At 69.1% G+C, this 15,736-nt stretch carries 16 protein-coding genes; 8 read left to right on the top strand and 8 right to left on the bottom strand.

Translation table 11 applies throughout. The annotated features are described in order from the left end of the window. The first annotated feature begins 172 nt into the window (after positions 1-172). Both NBY65_RS25640 and NBY65_RS25635 read left to right on the top strand, forming a co-directional pair. The gene (locus NBY65_RS25640) at positions 173-1,264 is read left to right on the top strand and encodes an NAD(P)-dependent oxidoreductase (RefSeq protein ID WP_150041257.1); all 1,092 of its coding nucleotides are present in this window, start codon (positions 173-175) and stop codon (positions 1,262-1,264) included. A 49-nt stretch (positions 1,265-1,313) separates the two neighbouring features. After that, positions 1,314-2,060: an SDR family oxidoreductase gene (locus NBY65_RS25635; RefSeq protein ID WP_150041256.1), complete on the top strand. Its 747-nt coding sequence runs from the start codon at positions 1,314-1,316 to the stop codon at positions 2,058-2,060. Between the two features lie 310 nt (positions 2,061-2,370). On the opposite strand, the gene NBY65_RS25630 is transcribed toward NBY65_RS25635, so the two are convergent. Further along, a complete protein-coding gene (locus NBY65_RS25630) occupies positions 2,371-3,138 on the bottom strand; it encodes a transporter substrate-binding domain-containing protein (protein ID WP_150041255.1) in 768 nt (255 codons plus the stop codon). Between the two features lie 313 nt (positions 3,139-3,451). Between NBY65_RS25630 and NBY65_RS25625 the strand changes: the two genes are divergently transcribed. Beyond that, positions 3,452-3,757: an antibiotic biosynthesis monooxygenase family protein gene (locus NBY65_RS25625; RefSeq protein ID WP_150041254.1), complete on the top strand. Its 306-nt coding sequence runs from the start codon at positions 3,452-3,454 to the stop codon at positions 3,755-3,757. Positions 3,758-3,903: 146 nt separating this feature from the next. On the opposite strand, the gene NBY65_RS25620 is transcribed toward NBY65_RS25625, so the two are convergent. After that, positions 3,904-4,272 carry a response regulator gene (locus NBY65_RS25620; protein ID WP_150041253.1) on the bottom strand — a complete coding sequence of 123 codons (369 nt, stop codon included), beginning with the start codon at positions 4,270-4,272 and terminating at the stop codon, positions 3,904-3,906. A 229-nt stretch (positions 4,273-4,501) separates the two neighbouring features. Between NBY65_RS25620 and NBY65_RS25615 the strand changes: the two genes are divergently transcribed. Then, complete coding sequence (locus NBY65_RS25615; RefSeq protein ID WP_150041252.1) at positions 4,502-6,481, top strand: AsmA family protein; 1,980 nt, start codon at positions 4,502-4,504, stop codon at positions 6,479-6,481. Between the two features lie 19 nt (positions 6,482-6,500). On the opposite strand, the gene NBY65_RS25610 is transcribed toward NBY65_RS25615, so the two are convergent. Genes NBY65_RS25610 through NBY65_RS25600 form a run of 3 tightly spaced genes read right to left on the bottom strand, consistent with a single transcriptional unit; the run spans position 6,501 to position 8,594 of the window. Then, on the bottom strand, positions 6,501-7,724 hold the full coding sequence (locus NBY65_RS25610; protein ID WP_150041251.1) for an anion transporter: 1,224 nt from the start codon (positions 7,722-7,724) through the stop codon (positions 6,501-6,503). A gap of 30 nt (positions 7,725-7,754) precedes the next feature. Continuing rightward, the gene (locus NBY65_RS25605; protein ID WP_150041250.1) at positions 7,755-8,156 is read right to left on the bottom strand and encodes a hypothetical protein; all 402 of its coding nucleotides are present in this window, start codon (positions 8,154-8,156) and stop codon (positions 7,755-7,757) included. Between the two features lie 57 nt (positions 8,157-8,213). After that, entirely contained in the window at positions 8,214-8,594 is a 381-nt protein-coding gene (locus NBY65_RS25600) for a YraN family protein (protein ID WP_150041249.1), read from the bottom strand. 46 nt (positions 8,595-8,640) lie between these two features. Between NBY65_RS25600 and ggt the strand changes: the two genes are divergently transcribed. Continuing rightward, positions 8,641-10,353: a gamma-glutamyltransferase gene (gene ggt, locus NBY65_RS25595; RefSeq protein ID WP_150041248.1), complete on the top strand. Its 1,713-nt coding sequence runs from the start codon at positions 8,641-8,643 to the stop codon at positions 10,351-10,353. A 28-nt stretch (positions 10,354-10,381) separates the two neighbouring features. Here the strand turns inward: ggt and NBY65_RS25590 are convergent, their stop codons facing one another. From NBY65_RS25590 to NBY65_RS25580, 3 genes are all read right to left on the bottom strand, one after another. After that, positions 10,382-11,641: an Hsp70 family protein gene (locus tag NBY65_RS25590; RefSeq protein WP_150041247.1), complete on the bottom strand. Its 1,260-nt coding sequence runs from the start codon at positions 11,639-11,641 to the stop codon at positions 10,382-10,384. A 68-nt stretch (positions 11,642-11,709) separates the two neighbouring features. Further along, complete coding sequence (locus tag NBY65_RS25585) at positions 11,710-12,501, bottom strand: FAD binding domain-containing protein (protein ID WP_150041246.1); 792 nt, start codon at positions 12,499-12,501, stop codon at positions 11,710-11,712. Positions 12,502-12,539: 38 nt separating this feature from the next. Continuing rightward, positions 12,540-13,034: a (2Fe-2S)-binding protein gene (locus NBY65_RS25580; RefSeq protein ID WP_150041245.1), complete on the bottom strand. Its 495-nt coding sequence runs from the start codon at positions 13,032-13,034 to the stop codon at positions 12,540-12,542. A 220-nt stretch (positions 13,035-13,254) separates the two neighbouring features. On the opposite strand from NBY65_RS25580, the gene NBY65_RS25575 reads away from it, so the two are divergent. From NBY65_RS25575 to NBY65_RS25565, 3 genes are all read left to right on the top strand, one after another. Then, a complete protein-coding gene (locus NBY65_RS25575; protein ID WP_150041244.1) occupies positions 13,255-13,653 on the top strand; it encodes a GtrA family protein in 399 nt (132 codons plus the stop codon). Between the two features lie 86 nt (positions 13,654-13,739). Then, a complete protein-coding gene (mepA, locus tag NBY65_RS25570) occupies positions 13,740-14,576 on the top strand; it encodes a penicillin-insensitive murein endopeptidase (protein WP_150041243.1) in 837 nt (278 codons plus the stop codon). Further along, a complete protein-coding gene (locus NBY65_RS25565) occupies positions 14,576-15,736 on the top strand; it encodes an MFS transporter (RefSeq protein WP_150041242.1) in 1,161 nt (386 codons plus the stop codon). The genes mepA and NBY65_RS25565 overlap by 1 nt, the downstream gene beginning before the upstream one ends.

Below are 15,736 nucleotides of genomic sequence, written 5' to 3'. Positions count from 1 at the left end.
AGGGTAGCGGGTCGGGGCGGCAAAGGCGAAGACCCAAAGAAAGCCGGGCCGGAAACCGTTCCTGCTCAGCCGCGTGGCATGCAATGGGGGCGCGCCTCGGACGCCCCGGGCGCGATTGTGGCCTTGGGGATCCGCCATTAGGTTGCCGCGCCCGTCTGTCGAGGTCCGTTGCATGGCCACCGTCGAGACCAAGCGCGTCTTCTACTTCAACCGCCTGAGTCATCAGGTCTTCGCCGACCTGCTGCTGGCCCGGCCCGACATCCGCCTGGACCGGCTGGACAACGACAGCCCGGACAGCGAGGTCGAGGCGGTGATCGGCGCCGCCCACGCCTACCAGATCGGCGCCACCCGCTCCGAGCTGCCGCTGCGGTTCCATGCGACCGCCGGGCTGCTGGCGCGGGCGCCCAACCTGCTGGTGGTCTCCTCCAGTGGCGCGGGCTACGACACGATCGACGTCACCGCCTGCACCGAGGCCGGCGTGCTGGCGGTGCACCAGGCCGGCGGCAACCGGGAAGCGGTGGCCGAACACGTGCTGGGCATGATGCTGGTGCTGTCCAAACGTATCATCCAGGCGGACCGGCACATGCGCCGCGAGCCCGGCATCCGCCGCAAGGACTATATCGGCCACAACATCTTCGGAAAGACCATCGGCATCATCGGCCTCGGCAACACCGGCGCCCGTGTGGCCGAGATCTGCCGGGGCGCCTTCGGCATGCGCGTGCTGGCCTGCGACCCCTACCTGACGGCGGAATGGATCGCCGCCCGTGGCGCCGCGAAGGTCGGGCTGGAGGACCTGCTGCGGCAGGCCGACTTCGTTTCGGTCAACTGCCCGCGCACGGCGGAGACGCTGAACATGATCGGCGCGCGCGAATTCGCGCTGATGCGGCCCGGCGCCATTTTCATCACCAGTGCCCGTGGCGGCATCCACGACGAGGGCGCGCTCGCGGCCGCGCTGGCCAGCGGGGCGCTGGGCGGGGCCGGGCTGGATGTCTGGGCGCACGAGCCGCCATCGCCCGATCATCCGCTGCTGCGCTTCGAGAACGTGATCGCCAGCCCGCATATCGCCGGCGTGACCCGGGAATCCTACGAGCACATCGCCCGCATCGCCGCCGAGCAGTTGCTCGACATCCTTGATGGCAGCCGTCCGCCGCGCCTGCTCAATCCCGAGGCCTGGCCGCGCTATGCCGCGCGCCATGCCCGGATTTTCGGTGCGCCGCCGGTGGCGGATGAGCCGGCCCGGCACCTGGACATGATCGCGCCATGACCGCAGTGTTTTCCATGCAGGTTCAGGCCGGGTCGGGGGAGACAGCCGCATGAGCAGGATCGCCATGGTCACGGGGGCGGGCAGTGGCGTGGGCCGTGCGGCGGCGCTGGCGCTGCTGCGGGACGGCTGGTCGGTGGTGCTCGCCGGACGGCGCCACGAGGCGCTGGAAGAAACAGCGGCGCTGTCCGGGGCCGCCGACCGCACCTTGTCCGTCGCCACCGACGTGACCCGGCCCGCCGAGGTCGAAGCCTTGTTCGATGCCACGCAGGCGCGGTTCGGCCGGCTTGATCTGTTGTTCAACAATGCCGGCGGCAATGTGCCGGCGACGAATTTCGGCGACATGACCTGGGAGCAGTGGTCGGGTGTGGTGGCGGTCAACCTGAATGGGTGTTTCCTGGTCGCCAATGCCGCGTTCCGGCTGATGCGCGCGCAATCACCGCGGGGTGGGCGCATCATCAACAACGGTTCGATTTCGGCGCATGTGCCGCGGCCGGGCTCCGCCGCCTACACGGCGACCAAGCATGCCATCACCGGGCTGACCCGGTCGATTTCGCTGGATGGCCGTGACTTCGACATCGCCTGTGGCCAGATCGACATCGGCAATGCGGCGACGCCGATGACGGCGCGCATGGCGCGGGGTGTGCCGCAGGCCGATGGTTCGGTGCGGGTAGAGCCGACGATGGATGTCGAGGCGGTCGGCCGGACCCTGGTGTATATGGCTTCTCTTCCCCCGGACGCGAACGTCCAGTTCATCACGGTGATGGCCACGAAGATGCCGTTCATCGGCCGAGGCTAAGCCGCGCAGCGCGACCGGGGTCCGGGGCCGAATGGCCCCGGCGGGTTCGGGCGGAGCCCGACTTCCTTACGTTGCAAATGAAGAAGGCCCCGATTGTTACCGGGGCCTTCGCATTGTTTGAGCCAACGGCCGGAGGACCGTTCAGTGCGTCAGAGGGCGTCCGACGGTGGTCATCCAGGTCACGGCGGCAGCCGGCTTCAGACAATGAGACACTGGATCACCTCCTTTCAGTTGTTGACAGGGACTCCTCAGATAGGGCGGCGCCATGGCGCCGCAACCCCCTCCCTGAGCGGAAATTCCCGTGGTGCTGTCAGGGCGCCTGCTGGGCCGCCGTCAGTGTCTTCTGCCACTGTCCCGAGCCGATCTCGGTGTCGAGCCAGGTGGCGACGAGGTGTTCGAAATCGCTGTCCTTCTGCAGCCAGTACGCCTTTTCCAGATGGGTAAAGGGCGCGGGCACGGCGGTGGGGCACAAGGACGGTTTCAGGTGAGCCTGGTGGTCCACTTCGATGCCGTCGGTCACCATCACGTCGGCCCGGCCGGCGGCGATCTCATCGAACACGGTGGCGTTGTCGGCGTGCACGGTCAGGGTGGCGGCGGGGAAGTTGGCGCGCGCGAATTGTTCGTTGGCCGCGCCGGGATTGACCACCACGCGGACGGTGGGGAGGTTGATCGCGGCGATGGAGGTGAAGCGGTCGCGATCAGCGCAACGGGCGATCGGGCGCTTGCCGTCGACGAACACGGTGCGGCTGAAGGGGCCCATGGCGGCACGGGCCGGCAGGTTGGTCACGCCGCCCATGGCGATGTCGAAGCGGCCGGCGGCATAGTCGGCGTTGAGCTTCGCCCAGGTCGTCGGCACGATTTCGAGCCGCACCCCGATCGTGCCGGCCAACCGTTGCGCCATTTCGATATCGGCGCCGGCATAGGTGCCATCGGCGTTGCGGAAGGTGAAGGGCTTGTAGTCGCCGGTGGTGCCCACGCGCAGGGTGCCGCGTGTCTTGATGGCGTCCAGCACGGCCTCGGCCTGTGCCACGGCCGGCATCGCCAGCAGCACTGCCAGCAGGGCGGCAATTGGTTTCATGCCCTGAATTCTCCGTTGACCGCGCGGCACGGCATGGCCGCGCAAGGGAGAGCAACCTTATGTCGAATTGTCATGATGGGAAAATCGCCATGGCGATAATGGCCGGCGATTGTAAATCAGGGCGTGCTGCGCTTCGCCGCGTCACACAATTGCAATAATTCCATGACGCGGAACGGCATGGGTCAAAAGACGGCCGCTGTCTTCCGCAATCGCTTTCCGGTGTTGTTCACAGGAATGCTGGCTTGTTCATTGAACCGGAAACTTATCGGGAGCATGATCTTTCGGCGGGGTCGATCATTCAGGGGAGGCCGTGATGTACGTCAGCATTCGCTCGTACGAAGTGCAGGAAGGCTGTGTTGCTGAATTCGCCCGGCGCGTCCAACGCAGCTTTGTGCCGTACCTGAACACGACTCCAGGATTCCAGGCTTATTACATGGTGGATTCGAAGGAAGGTCGGTTGACGACGATATCTTTATTCGACACTTACGAGGCGGCACTGGCCTCTCAGGCGCGTGCGTCGGAATTCGTCAAGGCCAATCTCGCCGAATTCGTCAGCGGCACGCCCAGCGTGGCCACTGGAGAGACGGTGCTCTGCATTCACGGCCCGTCCAACCATTAACCACAGATCCCGGCTGAGCGGCATGCCCCGGGCCGCTGACCCGGCGCAGAGGATGTGAGTCAGGCCGGTAACGGGCTGGCCGGCGGATCGTCGGCCGGCTGCGTACGTTTGTATTACTGGTCCGGCTGTCCGGGGATTACGTCAAGCTATCCCAGCTCGGCCCGGACGATGGCCGCAAGATCCTTCATATGGAAAGGCTTCTTGAGAAAGCGCTGAGGCACCGCCTGGGGCAGGAAATACCCGGAGATCAGTACCACCTTCACGTCCGGGCGGCGGTGGCGGATCTGATCGGCCAGTTCCAGCCCGGTCATCCCGGGCATCCGTACATCGGTGATGACAAGGCCCACGCCGTGCTCGCGCAGCACCACCGACAGCGCTTCCTCGCCGTTGCCGGCGGTCATGACGGAATAGCCGAAATCCTCGAGGGTTTCGGCGAGGATTTCCCTCACCTCAACCTCGTCGTCGACGACGAGGATGCGAGGAACAGGTTGAGGCAGGTCGGGCAGGGCGTTCATTCCGTGTCAGCAATTCGTCGGGGCAATGGTGACCCGCACAGGCATACAGAGAAGCATAACGGGCTGCCTGGCACTCCGGTGATCAATCGTTGGTGGTTTTAATGGATTTTTAACGCCTCTTTTGCGTTCACCCAAGGCCCCGGCTCTGGCATCGGCACAACCCCACCGCATGGCGGAACCAATCGCGTCAGACGGGCGTTGCTGACAGGATAAATGCATTCGCTCCTCAATGCATATCCGCCAGGGGACGCGCAAGATCAACAAAATGAGCCGTTCCCTAAAAATTGCGACTGGTGTAATTGTTGCGTTGGCCGGTGCCATCGCCCTCCTCATCGCCGTCTGGAACTGGGACTGGTTCGTCCCACTGGCCGAGCGACAGGCAAGCGCGTCACTTGGCCGTCCTGTCAACATTCAGCATCTTCACCTCACCCTGGCCCGCAATCCTGTGGTGACGGTCGAGGGGCTGGAGGTGGAAAATCCCCCCGATTTCCCGGACGACGCGCCACCACTGGCGCGCATCGAACGCATCGGCGTCACCGTCGACGCCATGGCCTGGCTGCGCGACCGCAGCGTCGGCCTGACCGAAATCACGGTCATCCGGCCGGTCGTCGAGGCCCGTGCCCTGTCCGACGGTCGCAACAACTGGACCTTCACGGAGAAAACCGACCCCGCCCAGGCACAGCAGCAGGCGCGGGACACGGCCGGCGGTTCCCGCCCGACGCTCGGGGCGGTGCATATCGAGGACGGACACCTGCATGCCCTGGTCCCCAGGTTGCGGGCGGATTTCAGTCTCGATATCGCGACCCGCGCCCCACCGGGTGACACGTCCCCCGAAGACCGGCAGAAGCAGAGCCGGATCGTGGTGACAGCCAAGGGAACATACGCCGGTGCCCCCATCACCGGCCGCTTCGAGGGCGGCGCCCTGCTGGCCATCCGCGACAAGGACAACCCCTACCCCGTTGACCTGCACCTGGAGAACGGCCCGACCCAGGTCGACCTCAAGGGGACGCTGCTCGATCCCACCGCCTTCGGCGGCGCCGACCTGCGGCTCGACCTGCGCGGTCCCAACATCGCCCGGCTCACGCCGCTCTCTGGCATCCCGCTGCCCGACACCAGGCCGTTCCGGCTGACCGGCCGCATCGACTACGCACAAGGACGATTCCGCTTCACCGACATCAGCGGCAAGGTCGGCCGCTCCGACATCGGCGGGACGATCTCGGTCGATCCCGGCACCGAACGGCCGCAGGTGGCGGCGAACCTCGCCTCCGAGCGGATCGACCTTGCCGATCTCGGCGGCCTGATCGGAGCCAATCCGAACGCCCCCACGCCACCGCCGACTGCGAAGCTGCTGCCCGATACCCCCATCAGCCTGCCCGCGCTGCGCTTTGCCGATGTCGACCTGACATACCGTGGCAAGCGTATCGAGGGAAAATCCATGCCCCTCGACGACCTCGCCGCCGAGCTCACGCTCAAGGACGGGGCGTTGCGGGTGCATCCGGCCACGTTCGGAGTCGGACGCGGCCGCATCGAGGCGAACGTGGCGCTCACGCCACTGGAAAAATCGGTGCGCATCCGCGCCGACGTGGCGTTTCGCCAGCTCGATCTCGCGCGCATCATGGCAGCCACCCAGAGCTTCGGCGGCGGCGGCACCATCGGCGGTCAGGCCGTGGTCGAAGGCAGCGGCACCTCGCTTGCCACCATCCTGGGGGCGGCGGATGGCAGTCTGAAACTGTTCATGACCGGCGGCGACCTCAGCGCCCTGCTTGTCAACCTGTCGGGCCTGGAATTCGGCACCTCCCTGCTTTCCGCGCTTGGCCTGCCGGACCGCACCCGGATCCGCTGCATGGTCGCCGACCTGCCGCTGCGGCAGGGCATGGTCGAACTGCGTACCCTGGTGCTGGATACCGAGGCGGCCAACGTCATCGGCACGGGGCGCGTCAACCTGCGCAACGAAACCCTCAACCTCGAACTGAAGACCGAAGCCAAGCATTTCAGCATCGGCTCGCTGCCGGGGCCGATCGATATCGGGGGCAGGCTGCGCAGCCCAACCATCCGCCCGGGCGCGGAAACCACTGCCCGCGCGGGCGCCGCCGCCGGACTCGGCCTGCTGCTGACGCCGCTCGCCGCCTTGATTCCCACCATTCAGCTCGGGCTGGGGGAAGACAACGATTGCGGCGCCATGATCCGCGGCGCCCAAACCGCGCGGTAAGAAACGGGGCCTGGAAACCTCAGAGCAGAGCCAGGCCGACCAGAATCGAGAGCACACTCAGCGGTGCGCCGACCTTGAAATAGGTCCAGAAGCCGATCTCGATGCCCCGGGCACGGGCCGCCTGCACCACGATCAAATTGGCCACCGACCCCAGGATCGTGAAGTTGCCGGCCAGCGTGGCAGCCATCGCCACCACCAGCCAATCCTGCGACGACGCCACGAACGGCTTGAGCAACAACACCGCCGGCACGTTGCTCACCAGATTGGACAGCACCGCGGTCACCCCGGCCAGCACCGGCGCCGTGCCCAGCCGCGGCACCGCACCGTCGAGACTGCCAAGCACGCTGCGCTCCAGGCCCGTCACCACCACGAACAGCCCGGCAAACATCAGCAACAGCGGCCAGTCCACCTCCCGATACATCTTGCCGACCTTGACGCGCCGGCTCGGCAACAGCACCGCGCCGGCGACCAGCGCGGCCAGGGATGGCCGCACCCCCGCGGCGAAGGCAGCCACCAGCCCGGCCAGCACCAGCAACGCCTTGATCAGCAAGGCCCGGTGCACATAGGTCGGCGGCGGCTCGGCACTGAGCCGGCCACCACGCAGGAATTCCCGCCACCAGACCAACGCCACCAGGACCAGGGTCAGCACCAGCCCCGCCACCGCCACCGGCGCCAGCGCCGCGGCGAAGTGCAGATACGGGATCTGCGACAGACTGCCGACGATCATGTTCTGCGGATTGCCGGTGATGGTCGCCACGCTGCCGGCATTGGAGGCGAGCGGAATCGCGATCACATACGGCACGGGATTGCGCCGCAGGTGCAGCACCACCTCCACCACCAGCGGCGCCATCACCAGGCAGACCGTGTCGTTGACCAGGAAGGCCGAGAGCACGCCGGCTACCAGGATGATGGCGCCCAGCAGCAGCAACGGGTGATGCGCCCGCCGCACTGCCCAGGCGGTGATCAGGCGAAAGAACCCGGCCAGCCGCAGATTGGCCACCACCAGCATCATGCCCAGCAGCAGTGCGATGGTATCCCAGTCGATCGCCCGATAGGCGGCGTCCAGCGGCAGCACGCCGGCGGCGACCATCAGCGCCGCCCCCAGGAAGGCCATGCCGGCACGATCGATGTGCAGCCCCGGCACGCGGCCGATGGCGACGGCGAGATAGGTCAGGACGAAAATCGCGATGGCCATGATCTCGGACGGATGGTCCCGGATCAGGCTTTGGAGCGTCTCCATCATCGGTGTCACTGTCCGCGTCGCGGCGCGGGATCAGTCCTGATTCTGCGTCGCGGTTGCCAGGGCCGCCTCGACCGACTGCAGCGCCCGCATCCGGTCACCGGCCTGCAGGGCCTGCCGCGCTGCCCCGATCTTCTGGACCAGCGGCTGGCTGTCGGGAATGCCGGCACGCGAGGGCCGGACCGAGCGGTCCAGCGCCCGGCTTTCCGCGCGTTCGAGCGCTTCCTGGGCCTCGCCGATATTGCCGGCGGCGATGGCGCCGCGTGCCGCTTCCAGGAAGGCGATCGGCGCGGCGTTTTCGTCCACGTCGGGGATCGGCAGCCGCGCCGAGGGAAGCGGCTCCGGCGGCTGCTGCTGGGCACGGACGGTGGCGGGAAGAAGCAGCGTCGCCGTGACCACGGCAAGGAGCGGCAGTGCGCGCAGAGGCGATATCATTTCGGCTCCGTCATATCAGCGGGATCGCCCCAGCAATACGCCGAAGCCACGTCCCGGTCATCCCTCCCGGCGGAACGCGTCGGCGATGCGCCGCACCCGCCCGGTGGCATCCACCACCAGCACGTCGAATCGCGCCCCGGCCAGCCCCCAGCCGGGATTGGCCGCCAGCAGCCATTCGCCCGCCGCCAGCAGGCGCTCACGCTGTCGTGGCCCGAGCGCGCCGGCGGCCCCGGCCAGGGTCGGGCGGCTCTTGACCTCGACGAAGGCGACCAGCCCGTCCTTCTCGGCGACGATATCGATCTCACCGGCGATGGTGCGCAGCCGTCGTCCCAGCAGCGCCCAGCCCTCGTCCAGCAGGGCGGCGCAGGCGGCGGACTCGGCATCCACCCCCCGTGCCTGTGCCTCCCGCCCGACTCGGCTGCGTACCGTTCCGCTCATCGGCTGGAGAGTTCCAGAGCCGGGGCCGGGCTGGCAACATGTGCCCATGAGAAGCAGAACGCTTCGGATCGCCGCCACGGCCCTGGTGCTGTGGCTGGCGGTCCTGTTCGCCCCGGCGCCGGCCACGGCCGATCCCGCGCGCGCACACACCCACATGGTCGCGGCGGCGCATCCCCTGGCGGCACAGGCGGGGCTGGCGGTGCTGCGCGAGGGCGGTACGGCGCTGGATGCCGCGATCGCCGCGCAATTCGTGCTGGCGGTGGTGGAGCCGCAATCCTCCGGGCTGGGGGGCGGCGCGGTCATGCTGCACTACGATGCGGCCAGCCGGGCGGTGACCAGTTGGGACGGGCGGGAAACCGCGCCGGCGGCGGCGGGCCCGGACCTGTTCCTCGGACCGGACGGCCAGCCGATGGGCTTCTACGAGGCCGGGCTGGGCGGGCGCGCGGTGGGCGTCCCGGGCGCCATCCGCATGCTGGAAGCCGCGCATCGCCGGCATGGCCGCCTGCGCTGGGAACGCCTGTTCGCCGAGGCCATCCACCTGGCCGAGCATGGCTTCCTGGTCTCGCCGCGCCTGGCCGGCGCGATCGCCGCCGATGCGCAACGCCTGGCCACGCGCGCCGGGCCGCGGGCGGTCTTCCTGCACGCCGACGGCACCCCGCTGGCGGCAGGCACCCTGCTGGTGAACCGCCCGCTCGCCGAGACCCTGCGCGCCCTTGCCGCCGGCGGCGCCGACGCGCTGCATCGCGGCGCGGTGGCGGCGGCGATCGCCCGGGCGGTGCGCACCGATGCCAATCCGGGGCTGCTGACGGTCGATGACCTCGCCGCCTATGCGCCGAAGCGGCGCGAGCCGGTCTGCGCCCCCTATCGCAGCGTGCTGGTCTGCGGCATGGGGCCGCCCTCCTCGGGCGGGCCGACGGTGCTGCAGGCACTTGGCCTGCTCGCGCATTTCGACATGGCCTCGCTGCCGCCCGGCGGCGCCGACGCGGCCCAACTGCTGGTGGAGGCAGAGCGGCTCGCCTGGGCCGATCGCGCGACCTTCCTCGCCGACAGCGACTTCGTGCCGGTGCCGCTGCGCGGGCTGCTCGGCCCGGGATACCTGACGGCGCGGGCCCAGCTGATCGACCAGGACCATGCCATGGCCGAGGCGCGCGCCGGCAACCCGAACTGGGAGGCGCCCAACCTCGCCCCTGCCCTGCCCCAGCCGGAACATGGCACCAGCCACGTCTCGGTGGTGGACGATGCCGGCAACGCGGTGGCGCTGACCACCACGGTGCAGGACGCCTTCGGGGCGCGGGTCATGGTGGGCGGGTTCCTGCTCAACAACCAGCTCACGGATTTCTCTTTCCTGCCCGCCCGCAACGGCCGGCCGGTCGCCAACCGGGTGCAGCCCGGCAAGCGGCCGCGCAGTTCCATGGCACCGACCCTGGTGCTCGATGCCGACGGGCGGCTGCTGTTCGCCCTGGGCTCGGTGGGCGGGGCGCGCATCATCGGCGATGTCGCGCAGGCGCTGGTGTCGCTGATCGACTGGCGGCTCGATCCGCAGGCGACGGCGGCGGCGGCACATATCGGCACGCTGGGGGAGACGGCGGACCTGGAAGCGGGCACGCCGGCCACGGCGCTGGCACCGGCGCTGGAAGCCCGCGGCCAGAAGGTGCGGACCTACCAGGCGATCAGCGGGGTGACCATCATCGCCGTGACGCCACAGGGCCTGCTCGGCGGGTCCGATCCGCGGCGCGAAGGCGTGGCCCTGGGCGATTGATCCGCGGGGCGCCGCGGCCGGACATGGATCAGGCCGCGGCGGCGCGTTCCTGCCCGATCAGCGCCAGACCCTCGGCCACCGAGACGAACTCCCCGCCGGCCATGACCCGCCCGGCGCCGAAGCGCGTCTCGAACAGCCGCCTCACCGCCGGCACGAAGGACGTGCCGCCGGTGAGGAAGACATGGTCCACCTCGGTCGCCGCGACCCCGGCCGCCTGCAGCGCCTCGTCGACGGCGGCCTCGAGCCGCGCGAGGTCGGGGGCGATCCAGGCCTCGAAATCCGTACGGGTGATCGTTTCCTCGATCCTCAGATCACCATAGGTGAAGCGCAACACCGTGCTGTCGGCGGTCGAGAGGGCCGCCTTCGCCGCCGACACCGTCTGGTACAGGCGAAACCCCTGCTCGGCCTCGATCAGCGCCAGCAGCGCCTGCAGCCGTTCGGGATGCCGCGCGGTGCGGGCCACCTCGGCGATGTCGCGCAGGGTCTTCGGGCTGCGCATCAGGCTCAGCCGGTGCCAGCGGGCGAAGGTGATGAACCATTCCGGCGGCACCGGCAATTCCTTGCCCATGACCGTATAGGTATCGCCGCGACCGAGACGCGGGCTGACCACATGGTCGATGATGCGCACGTCGAAGGAATCGCCGGCAATGCCCACGCCGGCATGACCGAGCGGCTGCATCCCCTCCCCGGGCACGAAGCGCAACAGGGAAAAATCGCTGGTGCCGCCGCCGAAATCGCCGATCAGCACGGTCGCCGGCCGGGTCAGCGTGCGGGCGAAGCGCCACCCTGCCCCTTCCGGCTCCAGCGCCACCGACACGTCGGTGAAGCCCGCGGCGGTGAAGGACTCGCGCAGGCGCTGCTCACCCAGCGCGTCGTCGGCGAATTCGCCGGCGAAGCGCACCGGCCGGCCGGCGACCACCCGCAGCGTCGCCGGCACCACCCCCGCGGACTCGGCCAAAGCGCGCAGGAACAGCGCTACCAGGTCGGGCAGGGTGAAGCGGCGGCCGAAGATGCGAGTCTCGACGAAGCTCGGCTGCGCCAGGTAGCTCTTCATCGACATGATCAGCCGGCTTTCCAGCGGATCGTCCAGCCAGGCGGTGATCGCCCCCGGCCCGGCCGCATGGTGCAGGCGCGGGCCGCCCCGCTGTTCCTCCGACCAGAAGCACAGCACCGAGCGGAACACCTCGTGCGCATCCGGCCCGAACCTTGCGGTGTGCACCGCTCCGTCCGGCGTGAGCAGCGCGATCACGCTGTTGGTGGTGCCGAAGTCGATGCCGACCTGAAGCATGCGCGCCCCCGCAAAAGGGCGCGGGTTCAAGCCCAGGGCGGGCCGGCCGTCAAGCCCACCCCGCAGCCTCAGATCGCCACCGCCACCGCGCGCTTCGCCATCACCCCGATCAGGTGGGCCCGGTACTCGGCACTGCCGTGGATGTCGCTGTTCAGCCCGTCCGCCGGGGTCACGATCCCGTCCAGCGCGTCCGCCGACCACGATTTGGCCAGTGCCTGTTCCATCGCTTCGTGGCGGAACACGCCATCCTGTCCGGCGCCGGTCACGGTCACGCGCAGGCCCGCCGGCCCGTCCGCCACGAACACGCCCACCATGGCGTAGCGCGAGGCCGGATTGCGGAACTTCTGGTAGCCCGCCTTGCGCGGACGCGGGAACGACACCTCGGTGATGATCTCGTCGGGCTCCAGCGCGGTGGTGAACATGCCCTGGAAGAAATCCTCGGCCGCGAGCGCGCGCCTGTTGGTGCGGATCGTCGCCCCGGTCGCCAGCACGGCGGCCGGATAGTCGGCGGCCGGATCGTTGTTGGCCAGGCTGCCGCCGATGGTGCCGCGGTTGCGCACCTGGATGTCGCCGATGCCGGCGGCCATGCAGGCCAGTGTCGGAAAGGCCCGCTGCACCTCGGGGCTGTCGGCGATGGCCGCGTGCGTGGTCATGGCGCCGATAACCACGGCATCGCCGGTGACCTTGATGCCGGCGAGGTCCAGGCCGGCGAGGTCCACGACCACCGAAGGCCGGTTGAGGCGCTGCTTCAGCACCGGAATCAGCGTCTGGCCACCGGCCAGCGCCTTCGCGTCCTCGGCCCCGAGCGCCTTCACCGCATCGGCGAGGCTGGCGGGCTTCGCATAGGAAAAATCGTACATCGGGGGCTCCTGCCCTGTGCGGCGCTGCGGTCCCGGCGCTATTCGGCGACGACCGGCTGTTTGTCCTGCAGCAGCGGCGCCGCCGCGGCGATCGCCTTGACGATGTTATGATAGCCCGTGCATCGGCACAGGTTCCCCTCGAGCCCGTGGCGGATCTGCGCCTCGGTGAGGCCCTCCGGATGGCGCTGCACCAGGTCGATCGCGCTCATGACCATGCCGGGCGTGCAGAAGCCGCATTGCAGGGCGTGATGCTCGCGGAACATCTCCTGCATCGGGTGCAGCGTGCCATCGGGCGCGGCCAGGCCCTCGATCGTCAGCACCGAGGCACCGTCGGCCTGCACCGCCAGCATGGTGCAGGATTTCACGCTCTCGCCGTTGACATGGACCACACAGGCCCCGCACTGGCTGGTGTCGCAGCCGACATGCGTGCCGGTCAGGCCAAGCTGCTCGCGCAGCAGCTCGACCAGCAGCGTCCGTCCCTCCACCTCCACCGTATGCTTCGTGCCGTTCACCGTGAGGCTGACCAGCGGCATCGTTGTTTCTCCCCCTTGACCCCGTCTCGCCCCGGTCGTGGCGGCTCCGGCGCGAAGTGTCGGGAGTGTTGTCACCCCCCCTGGATGCGGTCAAGCAGCCGGCCGCCGGGCCATGTCGCCGGATCGCTGCGGCATCCCAACCATCGTGACTTCCCATCCGGCGGCGGCATCGGATAAGCGCCGTTGCATGGAAGCCCTCCTTGCCCGTTGCATGCCGCGCATGTTGCACCCCAGGCTGCCACTGCTGGCGGAGTTCCTGCGCTTCGGCACGGTCGGTTTCGTCGGCTTCCTGGTGGACACGGCCACGGTCTATGGCACGCGCGGCCTGCTGGGGCTGTACGGCGCCGGTGTCGTCGCCTATCTGACGGCGGCGAGCACGACCTGGCTGTTCAATCGCATCTGGACCTTCCGGGGCCGCGGCAGCGGGCCGGCGCACCGGCAATGGGCGATCTTCCTGGCCGCCAACCTGCTGGGCTTCGTGCTCAACCGCGGCACTTATGCGCTGCTGGTGACGTTTTCCCCGCTCTGCGCGGACCAGCCGGTGCTGGCCATCATCGGCGGCGTGGCCGTCGGCATGTTTCTGAACTTTCATCTTTCACGATCGGTGGTGTTCCGCTGACCTGCCGCGCGGCGGCGTCATTCCGTCTCCGCCGGGTTAATCTCCTGACGGTTGACGGCTCCGCCGCGCCGGCGCCACATGCGGGCATGTGCCGCCTTGTGTTCGCCCTGGTCCCCCTGGTGTTGCTTGCCCTGTCCGTGCCCGGACATGCGCAGACAGGTGCCGCCGGAGGGATCGGACCCGCGCCCGGTCCGGTGCGGGTGATCGGTGGTCAGGGGGCGGGCTGCATCGCCGGCGCCGTGGCGCTGCCCGATACCGCCCCCGGAATGCAGACGATCCGGGCGTCCCGCAGTTCGTTCTGGGGGCATCCGGACATGATCGCGACCCTGCTGCGCCTGGGCCGGCTGGCCCAGGCCGCGGGGCTGCCGGACATCTACATGGGTGACATCTCCGGCCCCCGGGGCGGCCCGTTGCGCGGCGGCCATGTCAGCCATCAGATGGGCATCGACGCCGATATCTGGCTCGATGTCGATCCGCCGCATCCGCTGCGCCTGGTGGCCGAGCGCGAGGCGATCGACCCGCCCAGCCTGGTGCGTCCGGACGGGCGCGCGGTCGATCCGGCGCGCTGGCGGCCCGGGCATGTGACGCTGCTGCGGCTGGCCGCCGGCCTGCCGCGGGTCGATCGCATCCTGGTCAATCCCGCCATCAAGTTGCAGCTCTGCCGCGAGGTGACCGGCGACCGGTCCTGGTTGCGGCTGATCCGGCCCTGGTGGGGCCATGCCAGCCACATGCATCTGCGACTGCGCTGTCCCGAAGGCCAGCCTTTGTGCGTGCAGGCGCCGCCGCCCCCGCCCGGTGACGGCTGCGACGCCACGCTGGACTGGTGGTTCGCGCAGCTCGACCTGCCGCCGAAGCCGCCGGGCCCGCCGCGGCGGCCGCCGCCCTTGCCAGCGGCCTGCCAGGCGATCCTCGGCGCGCCGTGATGCTCGACCGGCGCAGCATCGGCGTGGCGGTGGCCGGTGCCACCAACTTCCTGAACCTGTACACGCCGCAGGCGATCCTGCCCGACATCGCCCGCGATTTCGGGGTCAGCGTCGGCCAGACGGGTTGGACCATCACTGCGCCGTTGCTGGCCGTGGCCTGTGTCGCGCCCTTCGCCGGCACCATCTCCGACCGGCTCGGCCGCAAGACGCTGATCGTGACGGCGGCGTTCGCGGTGATCGTGCCGACGCTGCTGGTGGCGGCGGCGCCGGGGCTGCAGGCCATGGTGGCGTGGCGCTTCCTGCAGGGATTGCTGCTGCCCTTCATCTTCACCGTCTGCATCGCCTATATCGGCGATGAGTGCCAGGGCGCGGCCGGCGTGCGCGCGGCCGGCGCCTATTCGGTCGGCACCATCTTCGGCGGCTATGCCGGGCGGATGATCTGCGGCCTGGGCACCGAATTCGGCGGCTGGCGCGTGGGGTTCCTGGCGGTGGCGCTGGTCAGCCTGCTCGGGGCGGCGTTCGTGGCGCTGGTGCTGCCGCGCGAGCGGCGGTTCGTGCCGCTGGAAGGCGGGCTGCGCTCGGCGCTGGCGACCTATCTGTCGCATCTGCGCACGGTGCGCCTGCTGGCCACGTGCCTCATCGGCATGGGCATGCTGTTCACCAATGTCGGTGCCTACACCTACGTCAATTTCTATCTCGCGGCGCCGCCGTTCAACCTGAGTCCGGGCGTGCTGGGCCTGGTGTTCACGGTCTATCTGGTGGGCATGGTCACCACGTCCTTGTCCACGCGGCTGACCATCCGCATCGGCCGGCGGGCGACGCTGCTGCTGGCGGTGGCGCTCGATGCGTTGGGACTGGTGCTGACGCTGGTGCCACATGTCGGCGCGGTGATCGCCGGGCTGGCGTTGATGAGCGGCGGATTGTTCGTGGTGCAGGCGCTGTCGCTCGGCTTCATCGCCGCAACGATCCGCAAGGCGAAGTCCACGGCCGTTGGCCTGTATGTCACCTGCTACTATGTCGGTGGCGCGTTGGGCGGCGTGATTCCCGGCGGCGCATGGCATCATGTAGGCTGGCCGGGCGTGATTGCGGTGTTGCTGGCCATGGCGGCGGCGATTGCCACCACCGGCCTGTTGTTCTGGCGCGACCCCCAGGGATATTGA

Source organism: Rhodovastum atsumiense, assembly GCF_937425535.1.
Taxonomy (GTDB): domain Bacteria; phylum Pseudomonadota; class Alphaproteobacteria; order Acetobacterales; family Acetobacteraceae; genus Rhodovastum; species Rhodovastum atsumiense.
Note: the sequence above shows the minus strand (reverse complement) of the source record. Positions and strands in the feature narration are given on the sequence as shown.